This is a genomic window from Tenacibaculum litopenaei (assembly GCF_964514025.1).
Lineage (GTDB): Bacteria > Bacteroidota > Bacteroidia > Flavobacteriales > Flavobacteriaceae > Polaribacter > Polaribacter litopenaei.
In genome coordinates, this window is sequence record NZ_CAZEQT010000006.1 from 1226037 (window position 1) to 1248254 (window position 22218).

Annotated in this window: 26 protein-coding genes; 11 read left to right on the forward strand and 15 right to left on the reverse strand. The window is 35.8% G+C overall.

Annotation, left to right across the window (positions count from 1 at the left end; translation table 11 throughout):
* Positions 1–489 precede the first annotated feature (489 nt).
* Entirely contained in the window at positions 490–2943 is a 2454-nt protein-coding gene (locus ACKTS5_RS14210) for a hypothetical protein (RefSeq protein WP_408044541.1), read from the reverse strand.
* Between the two features lie 778 nt (positions 2944–3721).
* Here ACKTS5_RS14210 and ACKTS5_RS14215 point away from each other — a divergent pair.
* Together ACKTS5_RS14215 and ACKTS5_RS14220 are read left to right on the forward strand one after the other, a co-directional pair.
* A complete protein-coding gene (locus tag ACKTS5_RS14215) occupies positions 3722–4381 on the forward strand; it encodes a hypothetical protein (RefSeq protein WP_408044542.1) in 660 nt (219 codons plus the stop codon).
* A 129-nt stretch (positions 4382–4510) separates the two neighbouring features.
* On the forward strand, positions 4511–4855 hold the full coding sequence (locus ACKTS5_RS14220; RefSeq protein ID WP_408044543.1) for a hypothetical protein: 345 nt from the start codon (positions 4511–4513) through the stop codon (positions 4853–4855).
* Positions 4856–4946: 91 nt separating this feature from the next.
* Here ACKTS5_RS14220 and ACKTS5_RS14225 read toward each other — a convergent pair whose 3' ends face one another.
* The 3 genes from ACKTS5_RS14225 to ACKTS5_RS14235 form a co-directional block, all read right to left on the reverse strand.
* Complete coding sequence (locus tag ACKTS5_RS14225) at positions 4947–5471, reverse strand: hypothetical protein (RefSeq protein WP_408044544.1); 525 nt, start codon at positions 5469–5471, stop codon at positions 4947–4949.
* Positions 5472–5494: 23 nt separating this feature from the next.
* Entirely contained in the window at positions 5495–6055 is a 561-nt protein-coding gene (locus ACKTS5_RS14230; protein WP_408044545.1) for a hypothetical protein, read from the reverse strand.
* A 113-nt stretch (positions 6056–6168) separates the two neighbouring features.
* Complete coding sequence (locus ACKTS5_RS14235; protein ID WP_408044546.1) at positions 6169–7038, reverse strand: carboxypeptidase-like regulatory domain-containing protein; 870 nt, start codon at positions 7036–7038, stop codon at positions 6169–6171.
* 313 nt (positions 7039–7351) lie between these two features.
* Between ACKTS5_RS14235 and ACKTS5_RS14240 the strand changes: the two genes are divergently transcribed.
* From ACKTS5_RS14240 to ACKTS5_RS14265, 6 genes are all read left to right on the forward strand, one after another.
* On the forward strand, positions 7352–7510 hold the full coding sequence (locus tag ACKTS5_RS14240; protein ID WP_408044547.1) for a hypothetical protein: 159 nt from the start codon (positions 7352–7354) through the stop codon (positions 7508–7510).
* Between the two features lie 365 nt (positions 7511–7875).
* Positions 7876–8022, forward strand: coding sequence for a hypothetical protein (locus tag ACKTS5_RS14245; protein WP_408044548.1), 147 nt, complete (start codon positions 7876–7878; stop codon positions 8020–8022).
* Positions 8019–8342, forward strand: a complete 324-nt coding sequence (locus ACKTS5_RS14250) for a hypothetical protein (RefSeq protein WP_408044549.1) — start codon at positions 8019–8021, stop codon at positions 8340–8342. The genes ACKTS5_RS14245 and ACKTS5_RS14250 overlap by 4 nt, the downstream gene beginning before the upstream one ends.
* Positions 8343–8597: 255 nt before the next feature.
* Positions 8598–9347, forward strand: a complete 750-nt coding sequence (locus ACKTS5_RS14255) for a hypothetical protein (RefSeq protein ID WP_408044550.1) — start codon at positions 8598–8600, stop codon at positions 9345–9347.
* Positions 9348–9711: 364 nt separating this feature from the next.
* The gene (locus ACKTS5_RS14260) at positions 9712–9915 is read left to right on the forward strand and encodes a hypothetical protein (protein WP_408044551.1); all 204 of its coding nucleotides are present in this window, start codon (positions 9712–9714) and stop codon (positions 9913–9915) included.
* A 777-nt stretch (positions 9916–10692) separates the two neighbouring features.
* Positions 10693–11088: a hypothetical protein gene (locus ACKTS5_RS14265; protein ID WP_408044552.1), complete on the forward strand. Its 396-nt coding sequence runs from the start codon at positions 10693–10695 to the stop codon at positions 11086–11088.
* 167 nt (positions 11089–11255) lie between these two features.
* Here ACKTS5_RS14265 and ACKTS5_RS14270 read toward each other — a convergent pair whose 3' ends face one another.
* The 3 genes from ACKTS5_RS14270 to ACKTS5_RS14280 all read right to left on the reverse strand — a co-directional run bounded on the left by ACKTS5_RS14270 (position 11256) and on the right by ACKTS5_RS14280 (position 13694).
* Positions 11256–11912 carry an SDR family NAD(P)-dependent oxidoreductase gene (locus ACKTS5_RS14270; RefSeq protein WP_408044553.1) on the reverse strand — a complete coding sequence of 219 codons (657 nt, stop codon included), beginning with the start codon at positions 11910–11912 and terminating at the stop codon, positions 11256–11258.
* Positions 11913–12530: 618 nt separating this feature from the next.
* A complete protein-coding gene (locus tag ACKTS5_RS14275) occupies positions 12531–13103 on the reverse strand; it encodes an NIF family HAD-type phosphatase (protein ID WP_408044554.1) in 573 nt (190 codons plus the stop codon).
* A 36-nt stretch (positions 13104–13139) separates the two neighbouring features.
* Complete coding sequence (locus ACKTS5_RS14280; protein WP_408044555.1) at positions 13140–13694, reverse strand: hypothetical protein; 555 nt, start codon at positions 13692–13694, stop codon at positions 13140–13142.
* Positions 13695–14052: 358 nt separating this feature from the next.
* Here ACKTS5_RS14280 and ACKTS5_RS14285 point away from each other — a divergent pair, with 358 nt between their 5' ends.
* Positions 14053–15459, forward strand: coding sequence for a glycosyl hydrolase family 18 protein (locus ACKTS5_RS14285; RefSeq protein ID WP_408044556.1), 1407 nt, complete (start codon positions 14053–14055; stop codon positions 15457–15459).
* Positions 15460–15571: 112 nt separating this feature from the next.
* Here ACKTS5_RS14285 and ACKTS5_RS14290 read toward each other — a convergent pair whose 3' ends face one another.
* On the reverse strand, positions 15572–16252 hold the full coding sequence (locus tag ACKTS5_RS14290) for a hypothetical protein (protein WP_408044557.1): 681 nt from the start codon (positions 16250–16252) through the stop codon (positions 15572–15574).
* A 94-nt stretch (positions 16253–16346) separates the two neighbouring features.
* Complete coding sequence (locus ACKTS5_RS14295) at positions 16347–16841, reverse strand: hypothetical protein (protein WP_408044558.1); 495 nt, start codon at positions 16839–16841, stop codon at positions 16347–16349.
* A gap of 743 nt (positions 16842–17584) precedes the next feature.
* Between ACKTS5_RS14295 and ACKTS5_RS14300 the strand changes: the two genes are divergently transcribed.
* Positions 17585–17782: a hypothetical protein gene (locus ACKTS5_RS14300; protein WP_408044559.1), complete on the forward strand. Its 198-nt coding sequence runs from the start codon at positions 17585–17587 to the stop codon at positions 17780–17782.
* Between the two features lie 170 nt (positions 17783–17952).
* The gene (locus tag ACKTS5_RS14305) at positions 17953–18150 is read left to right on the forward strand and encodes a hypothetical protein (RefSeq protein WP_408044560.1); all 198 of its coding nucleotides are present in this window, start codon (positions 17953–17955) and stop codon (positions 18148–18150) included.
* 86 nt (positions 18151–18236) lie between these two features.
* On the opposite strand, the gene ACKTS5_RS14310 is transcribed toward ACKTS5_RS14305, so the two are convergent.
* From ACKTS5_RS14310 to ACKTS5_RS14335, 6 genes are all read right to left on the reverse strand, one after another.
* On the reverse strand, positions 18237–18692 hold the full coding sequence (locus ACKTS5_RS14310; RefSeq protein WP_408044561.1) for a hypothetical protein: 456 nt from the start codon (positions 18690–18692) through the stop codon (positions 18237–18239).
* Between the two features lie 405 nt (positions 18693–19097).
* The gene (locus ACKTS5_RS14315; protein WP_408044562.1) at positions 19098–19628 is read right to left on the reverse strand and encodes a GNAT family N-acetyltransferase; all 531 of its coding nucleotides are present in this window, start codon (positions 19626–19628) and stop codon (positions 19098–19100) included.
* A 41-nt stretch (positions 19629–19669) separates the two neighbouring features.
* Entirely contained in the window at positions 19670–20404 is a 735-nt protein-coding gene (locus ACKTS5_RS14320; protein ID WP_408044563.1) for a DNA alkylation repair protein, read from the reverse strand.
* A gap of 58 nt (positions 20405–20462) precedes the next feature.
* Positions 20463–21005, reverse strand: coding sequence for an STM3941 family protein (locus ACKTS5_RS14325; protein ID WP_408044564.1), 543 nt, complete (start codon positions 21003–21005; stop codon positions 20463–20465).
* A gap of 118 nt (positions 21006–21123) precedes the next feature.
* Positions 21124–21675 carry a hypothetical protein gene (locus ACKTS5_RS14330; protein WP_408044565.1) on the reverse strand — a complete coding sequence of 184 codons (552 nt, stop codon included), beginning with the start codon at positions 21673–21675 and terminating at the stop codon, positions 21124–21126.
* Positions 21676–22089: a hypothetical protein gene (locus tag ACKTS5_RS14335; RefSeq protein WP_408044566.1), complete on the reverse strand. Its 414-nt coding sequence runs from the start codon at positions 22087–22089 to the stop codon at positions 21676–21678.
* Positions 22090–22218 lie beyond the last annotated feature (129 nt).

A 22218-nucleotide genomic window follows, 5' to 3' on the forward strand; every position in this document is an offset into this window, starting at 1 on the left:
TCATACAAAAACAAGGATTCTTTTAGAATTTCCTTTAATTCCTCATAATTTGTAAAACAAGGTTTTCTTATCGAGGGATTTCTGTACTCTTCAATATCTCTATTTAAAGCATACTTAATCATTCTACATACTCTTCCTGCAGTCCCTCCAATATGATAATCTGATTTAAAAGAAAAAGGAACATCTTTTTTTGAAAACCCGAAAATAAGTTCAACTAAACCATGTACAAGACTTACATGAAAATATCCTTCATACTCATCAAAATCCTGATGTATTTTATAAAACTTTTCCTTTCCCATATACTTAGCTGTATATCCTAAATCCTCGAATATTTTTAGTACTTTTTTCTTGTCTAACTTCTCTAAACGGCCGTCATTAATAGGATATCTTTTTGATAAAGATTCTAATTTTTTATAGTAGTCTATACTGTTATAAAAATCTAATTGCTTTTTCTCATAGATATATTTTTCATCAATCATAAAACTATATTTATTCCGGTTTAAATCTTATTTTTACGTTATGGTTTTTCCAGGCATAATCAATAAACGTTTGAATATTAGATAAATTCTGATTTGAATCAGGTATTTCAAGTACATAAGTTCCTTCCAATAATTTACCATCCAATTCTTTAAGATATTTATTAGACCTAATCTTAGTTCCTACCTTGTATTTTTTTGTAAATTCTTTTAAATACTTTTCAAAAGTAGTAAATTTTATATTTTGTAAATCTGTTGCCTTTCTAGAAATTATTTCTTTTGCAACAGGGTCATAACTATCCAATCTTTTTCCATTAGCTAGATGTATTTCATTATACTTATACCATTCAAGGACTTCTGCTTTTTTATTAAAATCATTCCCTCTTTTAAAAAGAGCTATTAATTTATCTAAAGGAATTCTTTTCTTTGTTTTCTCTACTACATCTATAGCAACCTCTATACCATCCTCTATTACATCTTTTGAATATTTTCCCGATTTATGCAACTGATCGACAAGCTGTTTAGCTCCAGTTGACACATCGTCAGCCTTTCTTAACAAAGTTGTAGATAAGGCTGTTACCGTTTTTACATAGGTTTTACCTCCAATTTGTGCTGCAACTTTCCATGTTTTGGTTGATTTAGCGACAGAACTAACAACTTTAAATGCTTTAGCTACTTTTCCTACTTGTGCAACCTCTAATAATAAGAATCCAGCTGCTTGCCAACGAGAAACTTGGTCTCCGTTAAAATCAGTTCCGTTAATGAGTATATTGACGTCTTCGATAGGTAAAACATACTGTCCTATACTTTTTCCTAATTCTATTGCTCCTAATTTAAAGAGTAACTTCAGTTCCTGACCCAACATTTTTGGATGGAATAAAAGTTCAGACCAGGTATCATTAGAAGAAAATTTAATATAATAAAATCTTCTATTTGTAGTAAAACCTATATTATCATCAAATGCATTTTTTAAGTCTCCTGATGAACTTAATGATTTCTCATATGGACTTGCTCCTACTATAGCTCCTGAAGTTAATTTATAATAAGAAATTCCAGGTTTATGATCTACATGGGTAAATTTAAAATTAGGATTATTTTGAAGCATTCCACTCGCAGCTTTCCATTTGAATGTATGAGTTTCTATCTCTAATTCAAGTTGCCCTTTGATCCACTTTTTAAGTTTTGTAGTTTTATCCTTATACTGAATAAAAGTTCTTATTTTTTGACGAACACTTTCCTTACTAGAATCAAAAAACCAATCGCTAGAACTACTAATAAAATCATCAGAGTAAACACTTAAATCAAGCACTAAAGCTTTAAAATCTGAAAGTACTTTAATGTACTTAACTAATTTTTCTGCTCTTTCTTTATCAGCACCTGATAAGGTCTTGAAATTGCCTTTATTACGTTTTAATATATTTAAAAGTTCAACCGTTTTATAAACCAATCTATGAGATTCTCCTGGCTTTAATGTGGTTACCTTGTTAGAAACGTCAACCAACAATTTAGAAAGCTCTCTATTGTTTTGATTAACCCCCATTAAAAAACCAACATTTCTTAAATATTGAAAATGAGATTCTACAGAAGCGAATCTAGAAGGAGCCCTTGAAGTAGCATCACTAATACTATTAAATCGTTCAAACCCTTTAACTGGATTAGTATTAACTGGAGATGATGAACTATTATTAGAACTACTTCCACTTCCTCCACCGCCTGAGCTACCTCCTCCTTTTGTCGGTCCTCCTAGGTTGTTATTAGAGTTTGAAGTTCCTCCTCCTGAACATACTCTTTCATATGTTCTCACATAATTAGACAAACCTTCATGACCACAAAGGGCATTATCTTTATTGAATACTCCATGTTTACGACAATACCTTAAAGAATAAATAGTTTGAATAGTACATTCAAAAGACTCCATTCTAAACAATGATGGATTATTTATTTGTTGTAAAAGGGCCTGAATATTTTCTAGGTTAGGTGTTCTTGAAAGCTGTGCTTGTAAAACAACTCTATTCCCTTCTAATACATAACGTGGATTTTCATATTTCAGAATAAAACCCTGAATTTTCCCATTTTTCTTTTCGATTACCAAATTCTCAAAAGCGTCATCACTAATTCCTTCTCTAGAAATTTGAAAAGTATACGAAACGTAATTAGGCTCTTCAATCCGGTTAATCTGGTCTGTTTGAATTGTAAATTCATTTTCCAATGGTTTCTCCTGACTCCCCCTATCTCTGCCATAAACCCCAATTTTAAAAGCACCTGTAACATCATGAAAATCATCGTTTTTACTTGCTTCCTGTAATGTCAGCGAGTTAATTTTGGGTGCAATAGATTTCTTTTGCTCATGCTTGTGATTCAATTCCTCAATATCACTGCAACTCAATACTGTAGTAAGTCCAGCGAAGACAACAATTCCCCAATGTTTCGCTTTCATGAGGAAATTAGCTTGTTTAAAGTTTTTCATTATTTCTTTTTATTGTTTGATAATACATTCTACCCTTGGTAAAATGCGTCCGCAAAAATAGTAACCTGAATAAGAGCATGAGTAAGCCATTGACATACTTTTAGTAAGTCGTTGACTTACTTTTAATGGAATGCAAAAAAAATTAATTCCCTTTACGGGAAACCGTAAACAGTTTCAAAAATTTCAAATAAATTGGTAGGTCTATATTATAAGTAAATTAACACCGTAATAAACAATTGAAAAAAGAGAACTATTAATACAGAAAACGCTTAATGGAGAGAAGTGGACTTTTATAAATCAAAAAAATAAGGTTTAAAATGTAACTGATAGAGACATGTTAAATATTTCAAATGAATTACAGCCTTGGACACAAAAGGTATACAAGTTTGACTGTTCATTTATTCATTTGTCTAATTCTCATAACTATCTAACAGAAGCCTCATTTATGGCGCTATCTGAAACTCAGAAAGAAAACATTATCAATCAATTAAATAATTATCATTCTGCAAGTTTAAATATGAATTCAAGCATGGAAGAAATTATTCCACATCTACCGAATATAATGGAAAAAACTTACTGCAAACTTTGAAAACAATGGAAGTAACGATTAAGAATGCCTACAATGGCTGGCACGTAATTGCGGGTAAGACATTAAACGTCAATACTTGTAGCTCGAATCATCACCATCACAATTTCATTACGAGGAGCTTCCAAATCCGACACTACACATACAACAGATCGTTAGACCATATTAGGTTCTTTATAAAAAATTAACACTATGTATTTTAATAAAAGTTTAGATTATAATTCAAGAATAAAAATCAAGTACGATACAGATAATGAAAAGCTAATTCATGATCTGAATTACTATTGGAAAGCTAAAAAAAGAAACAATATTCCTTATAGCGAAGTTACACCAATTAAATTTAACATTGGTATTGAGAATAACAATTTTATAGAAATAAAGAGTAGGAAAAAATTAGAAGAAGAAAAAGATAAATTATTAATTAACATTGAAAAAGAATTTAATTTATTTCAAAAATCAAAAAACAAAAAAAAACTTCTAGATGATGTTAAATTACTTTTTGAGTATCGACGTGAATTTGAAGAACGTTGTTTAGAAAAAATTAGAAAAATTGCAAATGATGAATATGAATTAAAACAAGCTAATAAAAAGACAAAACCAACAGAGTTTAATATTCTTTTGGTAATAGCTGAATTATATACTAAAGACAAAATTATGGGTTTCCTGAGAGCAAAAGGCTTTGAATGGGAATCAATAAAAAACCTCGAAAAAAATGGTTTAATATTTGTTAAATACAATTTTAACAATAAAAGAATACTGGAATTTATTATTGTGGAATCATTAAGAGAGAGATTGAACAACTATATTGCTAAAGAAGGAATAGATGTTTATAGTCTAGAAACTATTTACTAGAGATTGATCACAAATCTGATTTATTAACCTTTCACATGGAATTTCTAGCTGTTTAACCACGTTAATAAAGGAATATGCCGTGCTTAATCCTCAGTTTCTTCAAAAAATAATTTTTAGTACTTTCACTTCATGAAAAAGCTACTTCCTACAAAACATCAATCAAAATTCAAGAAAAGTACCCTAATAGCCCTAGTTTTAAACAGTATTGCCTTCGTATTGGCCCTTGTAATGCAAGTAGATTTAGTCTTAAAATTCACGAAGTCTTCAGGAAAAAACCGAGCTTTATTTAGCCTTCAACACGCCTTGCACGACATCCTTCTCATTGGTATAGCCATAACGTTGCTCGCCTTTATTTTTACCTTGATATCATTATTTCAAAGAGAAAAATGGCAATACATCGGCTACAACATTATCGGCTCTTTTGCTGCAGGTATCCTTTTGTATTTTCCGTGGTGGCAGTGGCTGACTTCGTAATATTTACCCCAAAGAACAGTTTGAAAGAAATTTCTTGCTATTGCTATGGTAGCAACAAGGGAATTCAAAAAAAATTGCGCTGCTCCCCACTTTATTTCTTGTACAAAATACCGAGAATGCCTCGTTGAAACTCTTCGTTAAAAACAGTCCCCACCTTATAATTAGCAAGAGTAAAGTGATTGGACTCAAATACGTACTCTTTACCGTCCTGTACTACCACCAATTCATAGGTTCCTAAACTATTTCCTGTACCTACGATATCGACAATTTCTACCACCTTTCCCTGGACAGTTACGGGATCCGTAACATCCAACACACTATTGATGAACAATAGCAAAAAGGCTATAAAACCGCGAATCAAAAAATAGTATACCACAGCTAGCACCGCAGTGGTGGTACTAAAGTCGACCAAATACTTCCACCAGTCCTTTTCTCCTTTACGAATATTTCTGACTATATCGTATAAAACAAGTACCGCATAACTCGGCACTATTACATAGTCTACATAGCGTTTTACCTTCAGCAATTCGTATAAATTAAACTGTAATGGGTAAAACACTATAAAAACAATAACGAGCACAATAGCAATGCCCAAAAACGGCATCTTTTTTCTCATAGATAACAGTAATTTAAAGCTACTTATTGGCTGTATTCAGCTTGTTGAACAGTGAGTTTTTTTACCGCTCTGCTACCATCGGGCAGCTCATATTCTACCAAATACTCGGATGTTGCGGTTTGTAAAAATACATCCTTTATTAGAATTGGGGCCTCTACTCGAAATTTGGCACTATTTTTTTCAAGGAAAAATCCTATTTTCTCTTTTAACTGATAATTACAACAAGCTCCCATTACCCCTGAAAAAGGCTCCACAACTTTCCATTGCTGATTTTCATAGCACGTAGTATCGGGAAATATAGGGTAGCTTACTACAGAAAACAATATTGCTCCAACAATTCCACGTAACAGCCAGCCCACACCGAGCATCACCACCCAAAACACGTATATTGAGTAGTAGTAAGAACGTCTTTTAAAGGGTTTTACATAAGTGTAAAACAATACGATACCCGTACTTATAAGTCCCAAGACAAGTATTGTCGTGATCTTACTTTGCAGCCCTACCCCACAGACCATTGAAGTTAAAAAATTAACTCCCAATATTAATAATATACTCGTATGTAGCTGTTGTAACTTGTTATTCATTTCTTAGCAATTTTTAAAGGTGGTTCATTTTCAGGGTCGCCTGACAAGATACTACAATTCTCATCCACATCGCATTTTATACGTTCATAAGTCCTCTAATAAAACACTGCTATTTATTGCTTGTAGCTTAATGTCATGGTCAAGGACCGACCTTTAGCTACTTCCCAACTTGAATTCACCCCTGCCTTCGAATACATAGGCGGACTAAACCACGTTGGATAATACGAGAGGAACAATCCGCAACCCCCAGGGTTTTCATAGCACTTCGGACTCCCATTCAGAAACTCGATGCTCAATACTACATCCTCTTTTACCCGCAATCCTAATTCTGAAAGAGCTACAGTTTTCCAGCCTGTAAAATGATCCTTTAATTTTACAATAACATTGCTCAGTTTTTTAATAGGCTTCCCTTGCTTTAAACTATATATGTTAAGCCTAACAACGGCATGCTTAAAAGCATTCCTTTTGATGTAAAATGCTACTTCCTTTAAATGACTTGTTTTGCTACTCCCCAATGAAAACTTCATTCCCAACTCGTGTCCTGGTTGGTTCCAAGCAGCTTCTCGAAAACTACTCCCATATCGAATGAGATCTGTATTTTTGAACCTCGTTTTTCCCTTTTTGTACGTCTTCAATTTTCTGACTTGCAGCACTACCTCATCCAACCGTTTTTCTTTCTCTTTTAACATAATCTTTGAACCTCCGTCTAACAGCTGTTTTACAGAGCGTTCTTCTGTTTTAAATCCTAAACAAGAAAACGCAACAACAGTAGTACTCTCTAAATGAGTTGTTTTCAATTCAAACCTACCTGCTTCATCAGAGAAGGTTCCTAGCTTTTTAGTAGCAACTACAATGTTCGCATAAGGAATTGGTTTCCCGTTTGTATCCATCACCACCCCTTGCAGAGTTACCTGAGCAAAAGAAAATTTAGTTACAAAAACTAGGAGACTAAAATTAACTAAATAGAGTATTTTTTTAATCATAATGTTTACTTTAAAAAAGACGAAAGTAACCAAGTCCCCTTACTTAAACCCAACACGCTCATGACTTTAATAGCAATTTAACGCAACTCCGTAACTAGGCTCATAAACCTTAGCAGTACTTTAACTTTTAAGAGGTTTATTTAGCAAAATACAGCGGATTATTAGCACATAAAAAGCAGCATGTACCCCCCTAATAAATTATATTCAACACATCGAAGCCAAACAAGGAAAAACCCTACTTTTTGTATTGATTTTAAGACAAATACCCAATAAATTTAAACTAGCTTTGAGAAATTTTAAAAATCTAATTATTATGTTAAAGAACATTTCAAACCTAGGTGAAACACTAAACAAAAATGAACAACAAGCTATTAAAGGAGGTATTTGGAACTCTCTTGCTGAATGTCAGGAGCACTGTCCTGGTTCATGTCTAATAGGATTCTACGGTAAAAGATGGGCCTGTGGAATGTAGTCCACATAAGGCGAACTTCGGTTCGCTTTTTTTTATTCATCTTGCTTAAGATACCTTGCTACCCGCATTCCTTACAGATTTGCCATATCAATTATTGTAGTTTTATTCATTTCAACGACTCGCTACTCTATTGCCATTATTTATAAGCACGTTTGCTCCTTACCTCAAGAAATACATTTCTCCTACTGCATACTATACTCCTCGTTACCAAAAAATGCTCCTTTAATACATTTACGAAAAAAAAATCGCGTATAATTTTCACTTTTGACCTGTTAGCTAATCAAAAATACACGAGGATATCCCCTTGATTTTAATGACAAAGAAGGATAGCAACTTCAACAATATCAAACTAAAAACATATTATAATGGAGAATAAACTAGAACGATTCAGCGATGTTATTGCTGTATTCAAAACAATAATGGGAAACAGCGAACTGTGTAAAGAGGCTTTAAAGTACCCAGCAAAAGTTTTTGCTGAATTAGGGCTAAAAGTAGACAACCCGACTATGTGAACGCTCATTTTTTCGAAGCCAATCCGGAAGTAAAAAAGCACTTTTTATCGGCTATTGCTCATCCTGGCATTGATCCGGAACGCGTTTTTGCTGAATGTGAAAGCCCTGGTTGCATCGCTTGTAAGTCGGCATTAAACATATCTGCAGGTGCTGCTATCGCAGCCTGCTTAGATGTTCCAGGAGGGAGAACCGTATGCATGGGAGCTATTGCTGCCATTGTACATTTACCTATAGGAAAAGTAAAAGGAATTATGATGACCCCTGGCGCAAAGGTAGAATGGGTAATCAGTCAACTTTGTGGAGCCATGGGAGCCTGTTAAACCAAAAGGCATGGAGTCCCTATAAAAAACTGGTTGATATTTGAATCTAAACCTACTACAAGAGGATACTTAACTAGTACATCAAAAAAGCGAACTATCGTTCGCTTTTTTGTATTGAAAACAATAGGTATCCTCCTTTCTCAATGGAGCCACAATTTTGAAAAAGTAAGTCAATGACCTACTTAAAGTAAGTCACTGGCTTACCTATTTGTATGTATTTTATTTTAAATTTGTCTAAATAAAAATAAAGTACATATGAAAAATTTTAATCTTACTACACTTTTGATTCTCGGAATCCTTAGTTTACTCTTCAGCAGCTGTGAATCCAACGAAGAACAACAAATCGACGCTTCAAAAGGTATTCGATACGCCGAAAAGTTAATCTCACAAAATATTGATTATTACGCCGCCAGCCCCAATAGACAAGTTAGCGATAACAGCAGTGTTAGGTTTGCTCAGAAAGGAGTTTTCAACTACCAAGGTAACAACTTCCACGTGCTTAAACAAGAAAACAACTCGGTTGTTGACCAGTTTAAAATTGAGAACTACCTACTGTATTCAGACTATAAATTAAACGACAAGCGTCTTCGTACTGCTATGTATTTACGTTACGGTTTTGATTTACAAAATGAGCTCAAATTCCTTGAAATCATAAATATCAAAACGGGTAAAAAGTCATCTCATTCCTTGTTCAATGGATTTACCGAACAACAGTACACGCAATTTAGAAATCAACATCTGGATCCAACTACAGCGTATGCCAGAGCTAACAAGGACCCTTTTTATTGCTTTAACACCTTTGACGACTGCTTTAAGTATTTAAAAGATCAAGATGACGAACCTTTGGTTGCTGTTTTATGTGACTGGCTACCTTGCTCAACCGGAGCTTATATGATGTGTTTGGTTGCAGAATGGAGTAACATGATTGTCGAAGAAACAGGTTGTGGCAAATGTGATATCGTATTGCGTCCGGATGGTACGGAGGATCTTGAAATTTGCAAGTAATACTCGTATTATGCAGAAACACAAGTATATTATATACACCATTAGCTTTTATTTATTGGCTTTTACTAGTTATTTAGGAACACTTTATATTAAAATGAAAACACTAGAAACAGTAAAAATACTCATCTATATCAGCTACCTATTTTTGTTTCTAGCATCCTATTTCTTGCTAAAGCACATTTTTAAAGCAAAATAGTTCGTTAAAAAAGCTTTGGGATACTCCCGGGCTTTTTTAGCGTTCTCACTCAAAGCACCTTTTAATACTTTAAATGTTAAATAAGGAAAAACCTTACTTATTGTACCAATTTACCGCGCTCTTTCATTCCTTTAATTAATAAGTTTACCTCACTTAAAAATTTATATTATGCTAAAGAATATTTCAAACTTAGGAACTACCTTAGACAATTCAGAAAAAAAAGCTATTAATGGAGGAAACCAATCGTGTAATGGTAGAACTTGTAAATTAATGACAGGCTTTCCGTATGGTGCTTTTGTCACTTACGAACAATATATGGGCTTAGAACCTCAGTTTAGATGCTGTGTTCGAGTAGCTCCATTTGGGGTATAACCTAATTACGTTGTCAATCCCCTTTTTCTTTTTTGAAGAATTGGGGATTTTTATATTCTTATGGTTGTGTTTTAGCCACTGACATCGACAAAAAATACAATAGTCATGCATCACTATTGAAATATTTTCACAGAATCCGTTTAGGAGTTATCTCGACAACCTCATCACTCCATAACGATGCTGCCATAGTATCCAATTTAAACTGCTTTGTTCCTCTAAAAATACTAAATGTCAGAGCACCCTGTTCCTCACTCTTGAAATAGCTCGAAAATTTATTCCAAATTCACTATTTTTGGAATCAAATACAAATTGCTCATGGTATTCGGTGTCCTTTTTCTTATCTCTTTGATTCAATTAGCCTGTTACTTTTTAAAAAAGAAATTGCTTTCTCAACGCTCCCAACAAGGTTCTCGGTACTTCCCCGATTTTATAATTTTACTAATCGTTATACTACTCTATAATTTCATCATTCCTCCATTTTTCTATCCGAAACAAGAGCATAAAGTAGCTTGCGGGCTCCCTATTCTAGGCATACATTTCGGTTTTCTCCTCTATGGTAGTATTGCCGCAATACTAACACACGTTATCGGACGACACCTTTTGAGTACTAGCGCGACACAACAACACTCAAAATAGTTCAACAACAACCGATACTCTTTCTGGAAACCAAGAATTTGCAACATCCCCCCTTCCTCCTGTTAAGCTGTAAAAGAAGTCATCTAGTTTTGATATTTTCGTTTGTATTTTACTACTTTCGCGTTTTAAAAATTTGTTATTATGAAAAAATTAATGCTCTTAGCACTTACCTTGTGCTTCCTGACTGCCTGTACAGATAACGACCAAGACCTTAAAGATCCTTTTATAGGAACCTGGTACAAATTTTCATTACAAGGAAAAGAAGTTAGCGATTGTGAAAAAAAGACCACTTTTATCGTTAAAGAAGACAAATCGATTTCCATTGCTTCCTTTGAATTTTATGAAAACAAATGTGTAGATGACGGTACCGCAACGGGAGTGTGGAGTAAACACGGTGATACTACGTATGGGATTACCATACAAGGAGATACAAAACCAAGCTTGCGTAAGTTGACTTTTAGTAACAACAATAATAGTTTTAGGTTTACAGATAAAGAACACGGTAAGGAATTTACCTATGTGTACAAGAGAAAATAAATTATAAACTCCAAGTAAAAGCGAACGTACGTTCGCTTTTTTTTTTGCTCTTTACACCATCAAATAAAACAGGAAAACACTGAATACAACCAGCTGTACTTCCGATAATTCGCCTTCTTAGCAGTACAAAAACCGCTCTAATTCGACCTTTTACAAGCGGTTAGCACTTACCACTCTCGAATATTTCCACGATGCCAAAAATGGCCACTTTCTGGAACTCGCTCTATCAATTGTTCCATATCCATTGCCACCTCTGCTGGTGTTCGGGATGCCTCATGACCTCCCATATCTGTTTGCGTCCAACCCGGATCAAAAGCCGAAACAATAAGCCTATGCTCAAAACGCTTGGCAAGTAATTTGGTATACATGTTTAAAGCCGCCTTGGACATTTTGTAATGCGGCTGAAAAGCATCAAAATTTTGCTCACTAAAAGAGCCCCAGTCTGAAGTAATGTTCACTATATGCGCCTCTGAGTTCATTTGTGGAAGTAACTTTTCGGTGAGTTCAATTGTCCCGAACAAATTAACATCGAAAGTTTGACGTAACTGTTGAAAATTAACCGCTGCATCCCCCCAGTCTTCCAAAAGAATCCCAGCATTATTTATTAAGAGGTCAATTTTTATCCCTTGTAATTCACTAACAAAATCACTTATAGATTTTGGACTGGATACATCTAGTGACAGACAGTTAAAATTATGAGCATTCAATTCGCACTTTCCGGAAGTTGACGTCCCAATAACTTTAACATTCGATTTTTTTACAAGCCTCGCTGCGATGGCCAAGCCTATACCACGGCTGCACCCTGTAACAATAATATTTTTCATAGTTCTATCCTAGTTAATGCATCGTGTAAAACTAAAAAAATCCATTCGAACTATACCATTCTCAAAGTTTTCATTTACTTTATTGTGAGGGACTGTTATAACCTTCTATCCGACTGACAAAGAACCGGAACCTTCTAGTATCGTTCATACACGGAATTACGGAATACCCTTTTACAAAAAACTACAAATAATAGCAAAACAAACTACCATCCATAGCAATCCTACTAAAAGAGATATATACTTTACACCTCAAAAAACAAACACCTCACAAGCAACACATTACTCATAAAAAACATTTGCAAAATCACTCTCTAACATTGCTACAAATTATAGCAAAAAGAACCACTAACTATAGCAACCCTATTTCCACGAACAGAAGCCCAACGAAACAAAAAACAAAACACTCATAAACAAGACATTAACAAAAACAACTAGGTAGAGCTACTCCCTTTTAAAATACTACAAATAATAGCATTTAACACTACCAAAAATAGCAGTCCTGTTTCATGCTCTAAAACACAAAGAAAATAACATAATAATTGTTTTCAACGAAGTATAATTACTTATGGATATACTCCAACGAAAGGAGTTTAGCTGTCGAGAAATTTACACTCTCCATTACAACTGAGACTTCCAATTTCTTTTTTCTAACGATCTAAAATTTGATACATTCTTAATTTTAATCAGGTAGCGAAGTAGTTTTTTCAGCTCGTCATCGGCAGGATTCCCTCGGTAGGCAGTAGGATATATTGCATTTCCATAATTACGGCGGAGCTTACTCTGAGTATCGTCAACTATCAAAATTGACTCTTTGGATGCATATCCTTTTCGGTACACCTTTTTTACATTCTTTAAATACAGTGAATGATCCGTGTAATCGATATCGTTGATCTCCTCAAAAGACCTAACCAAAGTACATTTTGACCGTCCCCAAACAAAACACAGCGGAAAATTTTTAGGAACTATATGTGCAACCATCTCCTCGACATATTGATCAGAAGCTGACGACCATATTGCTATGCGATAATGCTCTTTGAGTTCCGTCAAAAACTCTTCTAAAAATGGACGTTTGTATACTTTATAAGGTGGCAATTCAAAATCCCAAGCGGCTGTTTTAGGAGTTGAGGTTGCATACATAAGTGTTTCATCCAAATCTAAAATGACTAGTTTTTTCATCATTTGCTTTTTCATAAGTTACTTTTTTAAGCTGCTATACTTCCTTGATAGCTAATTGAGAGAAAACGTAAACTCATAGGGCGTTGCAACATCCGGATTTAACGCTGCCTGTAGCACGGTCTTAAATTTCGAATAATCCTTTTTTGATATATCAACACTCGTTTCGTATATCAAGACAGGTAACCCCGTTTCTTTGTCCACATCCAAAAACGCGATGCTGTATTGTTCAACCTCATCCACTTTTCGGACTTCAAGGACTTCCAAGATAAGCTCGCTGAACACTGCGGTTTTCCATTTGGTTCTTACCCAACCATAATCGTGACACCAACTCACAGAACGTTTAGAAATAACAAGCAATTCTTTCCCATAAACATTCCAAAGTAAATATCGAGTCGGTAACCCAACCAAAAAAAATAGCAAGATCATAATGATTAACACTGAAGAAAACTCTTTTTCATCGATCGCAGATAAAGCTAGGTAGGATATGCCCAAAAACGTCAAGCTTATAAAAGCGAGCAATAAATAAATCCCTATTTTGTTTGATTGCACTTCAAAACAGCTCTCCACTCCAAATTCAAGGCTTCGAATAGTCATTTTGTTTTCCATAGTCAGTATATTTTTTCAAATGAATAGCGCCTCAAAAATAAACATTCTACTAACAGCATCACATCATTTTAACAGGTATACGATACCACAAGTGAGTTTCTTACCTAAACTCTATACAACTAGCTCCTACTCTTGTGAATACTCTGCACTAGCTAGTACCCAATTATCTACAGCTCATACCATTAATTCCTGTAAACACTACTTAATTCCAGAACTTTATACTCCTGAATAATCGCAGTAACAAACACTCGAATTTCTCACTAAAACAGTTAAGAAATTAAAAGAGCGATGAAGCATCCATCTTCTCAGCACAAACGATAACACAAACAAACTGTAACTAATTTTAAAACTATATACTATGTCAACCAACTCATTACCTTACGGCCAAAATGCGTGGATATTTCTTAACGAAGACGAGCCACCACACACAAACTACCACAGCCCTGACAGTTGCTATCAATCGTTAATCAATAACAAGGTCTACAACGACGTCAATATGCTAGGACTTGCCTTTTTCGAAGTAACAAATGCTGCACAAGGAAGTACCATCAAAATTGGGGATGCATCTCACCCTGGTGGACTTCACAATCAGGACTATTTGAACTTTATTCTGCGCGATGCGCGACAGGTAAATCCAAGCGTAAAATTTCTGGCCACTATGGTGTATTCCGGAAATAGTACTTTGGCTTCTATTTTTAAACCTGGAGGTAACCCTACCACAGAAGCTACCAATTTTGCCAATAATCTCGTCAATTACCTTCAGGCCAACGGCATGAACGGCTTGGATATAGATTGGGAAGGCGATGTATCTACACAAATGACCCAAGCGCAGTTCAAAATACTTTTCAGTACCATCCGCGCTGTATTTGACCAACAAACCACCAAGTACTATTTATCTTTTACCCCAGCGTGGCCTACTCCGACTATTGACTATCCAACAGTAAATGAAGCCTTCGATTTTGTAACGCCTCAATTTTACGACGGCATGCCTTTATCGAGCTTCTTATCGAAAGGCATTGCTCCTGAAAAAATTGGCTATGGCGCACAATTTGAACCTGGAAATGCCGCGCCAAATAGCAGTGCACAACAAGTAGCTTCCGAAGTTACTGAAGGCTTTACTGCTAACGGCAAACAATACACTTATCAGGATGTTTTTATGTGGCGTTTTAACTCGGGCAACTTCCAATTTGAACAGGCACAATTCATGATACTAAGTCAGCTATTACAACCTTCAACAAGTGCTATTTTTAACGATGCTCCTATAATCAATGCAGCTGGAAATCCGGCAATCAGTAAAATAACACTGCGTTCAGGAGACGTGCTGAATGCCATTCAAACTCAAAATACAGGTTTCGGCCCCTACAATACTGGCACTCAAAACAATAATACAGGTGTATTTACCTTACCTCAACACGGAGGTAATGGAGGGCAAGAGCAGCAGTTTGAACTTCCTCAAAACGATCCTATTGTCGCCGTTTCAGGATATACAGGATTATGGTACGGTTGGCACTGTGTGTTACAAATAAGCTTTACGAGTAAAAGCGGAACCACTTACGGCCCTTACGGAACTATGAGTGGAGCTGCCACACGCATCGCTTTTGAGCAAAAAGCAGCGCCAGGACAAAGTCTTGTTGCCTTTAATGGTACCAGTATCGTAGTTCCAATGGCAGGTGGAGAACACTCCGCAATCATATCAGGAATCAACGCTGTCTTTGCGAAGCCTTCTAGTGAAACGCAATTGGTAACCGATGCCTTGAACGCCTAATAGTGGTTATAAAAACAACGGAAATTATATGCTAAGGAGCCTATCTGAACTAAGATCAGGCTCCTATTCGCTGCTATATATAAAGGATTCAAAATCTTACAAAACAGTACTCCTATTTAAATTTTCTCGAAGGCAATTTTTGAAGGAGGTCTAATGAATCCTTGTTCTCAGCAATCACTCGTTTTTTATTCTCGTTCCCTACTCTTTCGTACACAAAGATTCCTTCGCTGGTTTTGGCTCCACCCAATACTAACAACAGGCCACCTGCGTCGCGATAGTACTCTTGCAGCACCAAGTTAGCCGAAGCATCTAAGGTTATTCTTACTTTTCGAATATCAATCCCTCCAAACACATAGGGAATCCCTGATACCTTGGTATTCTCGTTTTTTATATAAACAAACCCATCATTATTTTTGAGACGATAGGCTAATTTCTGTGTGCGTAATACAACCGTATCTTCGAGTATAGCAATTCGCAAAAACTTTTTATTCAAAACTTTAACCCTAAAACTATGCTGTTTTGTCGTATCCAATTGCAGTGTATCGCGCACATTTCGTCCATACTCACGATAAAATTTGTGATTCGCCAGTTGCGAAGATCCGGGGTTCACCTGCATAGGAGCCAACCGATACACTCCATTAATTCGATAGATATCCTTTGTATATACCCGCTCAAATGCATGAGGGGTTTTCTTAAAGCTGCCGCACTGTGAGCACAATAGCATCAAGGTCAATGCACAAACCAAACGCAACAACCCCTTTCTCAAATTCTTTTTCTTTCTTTTGTTCATCATATTCAATTTATTTCACATCTTTTTTAACCTTGAACCTTTGGCAAACTTCATAAAAACAAGCTTCTCTTATCATTCTACTCAAAAAACACCTTCATCACTGTTCCATAGTTTTCCCCACTGTATAGTATAGCGGTCGTACATGCTTTTTATAATAGTCCTGATAGTTTTCAATGAGCTTTTGAAGCTGCCAACTGTTTTTTGTCAAGCCCATGGTAGGCAAAACATAACGCTGTCCATTAACAGTTTGTACCTCAACTACTATTTTTGCGTACCTTCCTTGGTGCCTGACCTTGGTTCCAGCATACCTAACTCGATCCCATGACACAAAAGTATTCGGATATATTCCGATGCCATCAATGGCGATGACGAGTTTTTTTTGAGGAGGTTTTTGCAATTTTTTTATTTTCTTATATATCGAGTACCCCAATATAGGTGCTACTACTAGTAATATCCACCCAAAAGAATGATCTCGTCCACTCATAAACACCCAGGTAAAAACAGCGATAACTGCCAACTCAAAGACTATGAGAAACCATAACCATTTTCTAGATTCGTAGATGTACAAGGTAGATTCAATTGAATGCTTCATAGACAATATTAATTTAACGATGTGCGTTTGTTAGCGTTATTAACTTTAGCCTTTCTAAAATCTGAAAGCTCCATTCGCCAATAGTCTAATTCCAGTTTTTTTTCAGGACAGAAAATAAAAACTCTAAAATTAAGAACATAAACGGATGTCATTTCACATTTCTTTGGTAAAGATCAATGCGATTCGTTTACACGATACCAAGTTTGCTCCTATACTACCTCCATGCTCTCAATAAACTTTCTAAACATCTATCAATTCAATCAACTCATCACTTTTATAGCAATTGTGGTCATGCCACAAACACAACATCACTTTTGTATCAAAAATACCAAATTATCAAATACCCTGCTAACTCTCCTGAAATTCAAACTCCTCCGTTACCTTTTAAAGTGCCTAGTTGTAATATAAGGGGTTTTTCCTGTACTATTCTCAATTCCTAATTTGTAATTTCATCTTGTTAAAGGATATCTAAAAACTAACTGTACTGGATTCCGACGAACTCATCACTTATTTAATCCTTTCATCCATAGTACAGTTAGTTCTATTTTCGTAACTAGCTACATTTCAAACCTCTTGGCTGTGCTACTTTTGAAACTGTTCTTTCTTTACCTTAGGCATTTTCTTAAACCACAAAGCGGTGAACTCACTCAAAAATAGAGAGTTCCCTTACTTTGAGTATCAATAAACTACCTCCATTGTATTTAAGAATAGCTACCTTGTAAATACTTAAAAAAAATTTAACTATGTTACAAACTATCAATCAATTAGGAACTATTTTAAACAAAAAAGAACAGCAACACATTAAAGGTGGTGGCTACTATTACACCGTTAAAAACCGAGGTGAAACACGCTGCTTTTATTGTTATGACCCCATTGTTTCAGAAGAACCAATCACCATTTACGACCTTGAATTTTCAGGTTGTAATCGAGTGGCTTGTTAAAACTTCTCCGTTACAAATTTTAGGCCTCACTAAGTTGTAACGGAACTTTTATCATTTTAATGATGCAACCCTCAAAAACAATGAATACTGACAAGTAATAAATTACCCACAGCATTCATAAGTATTTCAATTTCATTAACCCCTATACTATAGGAATAAAAATCGCCACTATGATACAAACTATCACACAATTAGGTACGACGCTAAACCGAAAAGAACAGCAAAACATTAAAGGAGGTGGATATATTTACAAAATCTACCTCAGAGGTCGCATTCGTTGTATGGACTGCGGAAGTCCGTTAACAACGGAAGGTATTCCAACTATTCGAGACTTCGAAGCAGCCGGATGCATACGCGTGTCTTGTTAATTCATACCCGTTACAAGTCAAAAAGATTTGTAACGGGAACGTAACTTACCCAATACCGACTACTTAATTCACATCTATTCTCAGGTTCAATAGCGTTCTTTTAACAAAGCTATTTTATAAGGAATCGCTGTCGCCTCTTCAAAATATCGACTTTGCAGTAAGCTGTCGAATTGTCGATACCTAATAGGAGTTTTCTTATGATGCACGTAGTAATACACTGCCCCATTTTTAGTAAAATACAAATTACTCCCTAAATGTTTTGCGTAAAAATTTAAGAAATTTTGACTTTGCTCACAGAGGTCAAATTGCACAGGTCCAAGTATTTTTTGTTCCACACAACTATATTCTGCTACCTGAACAAGAAAACTTTTGGGTGTGATTTTAGCGGCAAGCACTGGTAGTGAACACAACAATTCAGTAGTATAACAATCAGGTGCTCCACAATCAAGCCCATGAACATCAAACGGCAAGGTAGGTTGAATATGCTTGTTGCTTTTAACAATCCATTTCTTTTTGGCATAGTATGCTAGCAAATGCGGCATAAGGCTATCGTTTATACTAGTACTTTTTAATGGCAAAACACTCCTATGCTTATTGGAACGCATAGACAAAGTACGTTTCTTTTCCAGCGGATGCGTACAACTAGAAAAAAGAGATATCAATATGCCAAGTAAGATGCTCTTAACACAACTAGTTACAACTAAACTACAAGGAGTTATTTTTTCATTTATTCCTTTTCTTGTCAAAAACTATTATCCGATTTTCTTCCTCTTACAATACCTTAATAATAAGCTCCGTTTGTCTTAATAAAAAGTCAAATTATCGATACAAAAGCCACACTCACCTAACTTACAAATTTCAAGGTCAGCGTTTCGTTTATTTTTGGATTATAATCAGAGAGTAACATGAATGAGGAAGGCTTTCCATAGGGAAAACTTCCTCATTTTTTATTCATAAAATTCTTGAGGGTAGGCAACTACTCCTTGCACACCTTTAAGTGCATCAGCAACGAGTTCAATAGCCATACAATTCTCTTTGGGCACTTCAAAAGGCAAGGTAATACCAAAAGTATGTGCCTGACGGTATCCAAACCTCGGATAATAGGCTGCATGCCCGAGTAAAATCACGGATGTATACCCCAATTCTATAGCCTTCCGATGGGCTTCTTCAATGAGTTGTGCTCCAATTCCCTTCCCGTGTAATTCTGGTAGTACTGCAACAGGGGCAAGTGCCAGAGAATCGAACTCTTCCCTTTCTCCCTTTATTTTTAACGCAGTCACCAAAATATACCCTACCACTACTCCCTTGGCTTCTGCCACAAGTGACAATTGAGGAATAAAAGCGCTGGATTTACGAAGGCGTTCAACCAAAAACTGTTCTCTGTGATCGCTGTATGGCTCTTTTTCAAAAGCTTTTTCAATCAAGGAAAAGACCTCTTTGTGGTCTTCTCTTGTTTCTTGTCTTATCGTTATTTTCATCAATTATAAAACTTAAATCGTTCGTAAATTACCGTATAGTATTACTGCAACTTTCCTTCAGCGATCAACTTTCCTATTTTTCCATTTTTGGGAACCATTCTATTTTTTGACGTATACGGAATGAGCTTATTAAATTCGTTGAAAGCATCCCTACCTACCCACTGTCTGTGTACATTAGAATCTTCCATTAAACTCGTCGCTATCAACTTCGCTTTTTGAAAAGAACGTATGCTGCTTTTCCCTATAGTTCGCAAAGCCCAGGAAACTGCCTTCTTTACGTGAATACGTGAATCAGACTGGTGTTTTCTTATCAATTCGAGATAGGCATCTAACACGTTTTCTTCAAGTTTTTTATCGTGAATCACAGCACATACAATCAATACAAAAGCCGCTCTTTTGCGATATAATTGTTCGGCTCGTTGCCAAGTCAGTATCAAATCTTCGAATTCAGGTAAACAAAAAAGTACATTTTTACACAGGTGATCACAAAGATCCCAGGAATGAACATCATCAATTCGCGAAATAGCCCATTTTGGTGCTACCTTATACGGGTCTACCAGTAAAACTGCCAGTAACTGTGCTTCATGGCACCCTGTATTCCACAGTGCTTCCACCAAGTCTTGTGTGCCTTCTACTTGTTTCGCAAGCTCTCGAAGAACCTTCATCGAGACTCCTAAACTATTCGCTTCAGGAATCCCTAGTTTGGTTACAAATTTTTTATACTTCTCTGAACGGTGCTCTTTAAGGTATTCGAGAATTTCATCAACATTGTCCATGGCTTTCCCTATTAAAATGTGTTATTGTTTAACTTTTAAGCAAGTTTTTCCACCCCAGCTAGCTAGTTCCTTTATCAAATGCACTGTGTACTTTCGCTTCTAATTCATCAAAACTACACTGCAATGAATTTGAAGAAATTGAAATGGGCGTTCCGTACTGTTTCGTATTCAATCTAAGCATTTTAGTCATAAATCCATCTTTTGCTTTCTTGATATACTTCTCTGAATCAACCACATCAACCAGCAAAAACTTCGTTGACATTACCTGGTGTCTTCTAATCGCTGTCACATCTTCCCAAGCTATAAATCCAATACTCGTCGCATTCGAATTATCAACAATCCCTGCGGCATCCAAAATCAGTCCTGCTTTATCATCTGACAACTTGCGAATAACCATCACGGCAATGGCCCCAAAAAACACTATAGAGATCAATCCGACAGCCCTTATTACCAATGGCTCTCTAAAAAAAGCATAGGGGAATTCACTAAATTGGGCGGTGTTTAAAAACAACCATACTCCTGCCACAACAAATGCACAGGCTCCTACTAACGATAAAATCATATTGGTTTTACTCAAAGGAATTATTATTTTTTCTTCCATCTTACAAATTTTATCTTCAAAGATAAGGAATCTTGTAAAAAAGAAAACAATGATGTACAGGAGTACCCTATCTTAAATAACTTCTTTATCAGCAGACTACCCGAATATTTCTATTTGATTAACTCCAAAAACGCAGTACGCGCTGCCACCAAGTAAGCTCAGGCCTATTGGTGTCAAAAAAATTAGAATTTACCATAATCTCCTCTCCAATACCCGACAAAGACTCCAATAATTCATGAGGATTATAGGCTTCCGAACTAGTACCACTACTGTTTAGCGCTTCTTGTACTTCTTTTTCAGTCATTTGCAGCGTGGCTACAGAGATCCCCAATTCCTCCAACAATCGCAAATATCCAAAATTACCGCTCTCAATACCCCATCCTGACCATTGCATCTGAGCAACCTGCTCTATACCCGGAAGGTACTGATTTATCCAAATCTTTTTTCTATCGCAATCAATCACTAGTAAGTTAACAAATTCTGCAGCTCCTTCAACAGGCAACCTTCGCTCTAAAAACACGTTTAATTGAGGCAGTACGCTAGGCCCTTGTAACAATATACCTACGTCAGAAACCCCATCGACGTATTTCACGAATACCTCTCCTTTTGATTTTAGTATGACTAAAGTGTCAAAATATGAATTTTCACCCGTCACATCTGTAATTGACACTTAATCAGTTGACTCATAAGCTATTAGCTGTTCGAACCCATAGATCAATCCCGTCAAAGCACCCAACATTTCCATCTCACGGTCACAGTATTGAATACCCCAACCGCACCATTTTCCTTGTAACTTTTGCAGATACTTCCTGCGTACCGTCGTACACTGCAAATGTTCTCCTTCCCAAAAAAGCAACTGTTTGGTATCTAAATCTACAAAAACGCAGCCCTCAAGATAGGTCCAACTAAGAAGCTCCTCTACTTCTTTACACGTAGAAGTGTACTTTAAAAAAGCTCGAGCTCCTAATAGGAGATCTTCACAGATATTCACCGACCTCCAATGGGTATAATACAGATTAAACTCTGAGTTTTGTTTGACAATATAATTCGCTCTATTTCCCATCCCCCCATGTATTTTTGACATCAAAGATAACGATTAGGCCTGAGTGAGAAATGACGGTCCATAATACGACTCCCTTTTCCCCAACTACTTATCAAAATCTTTATCACCACAAAAACGTCTATCACAAACAAACAAAACCTAAACAAAAAT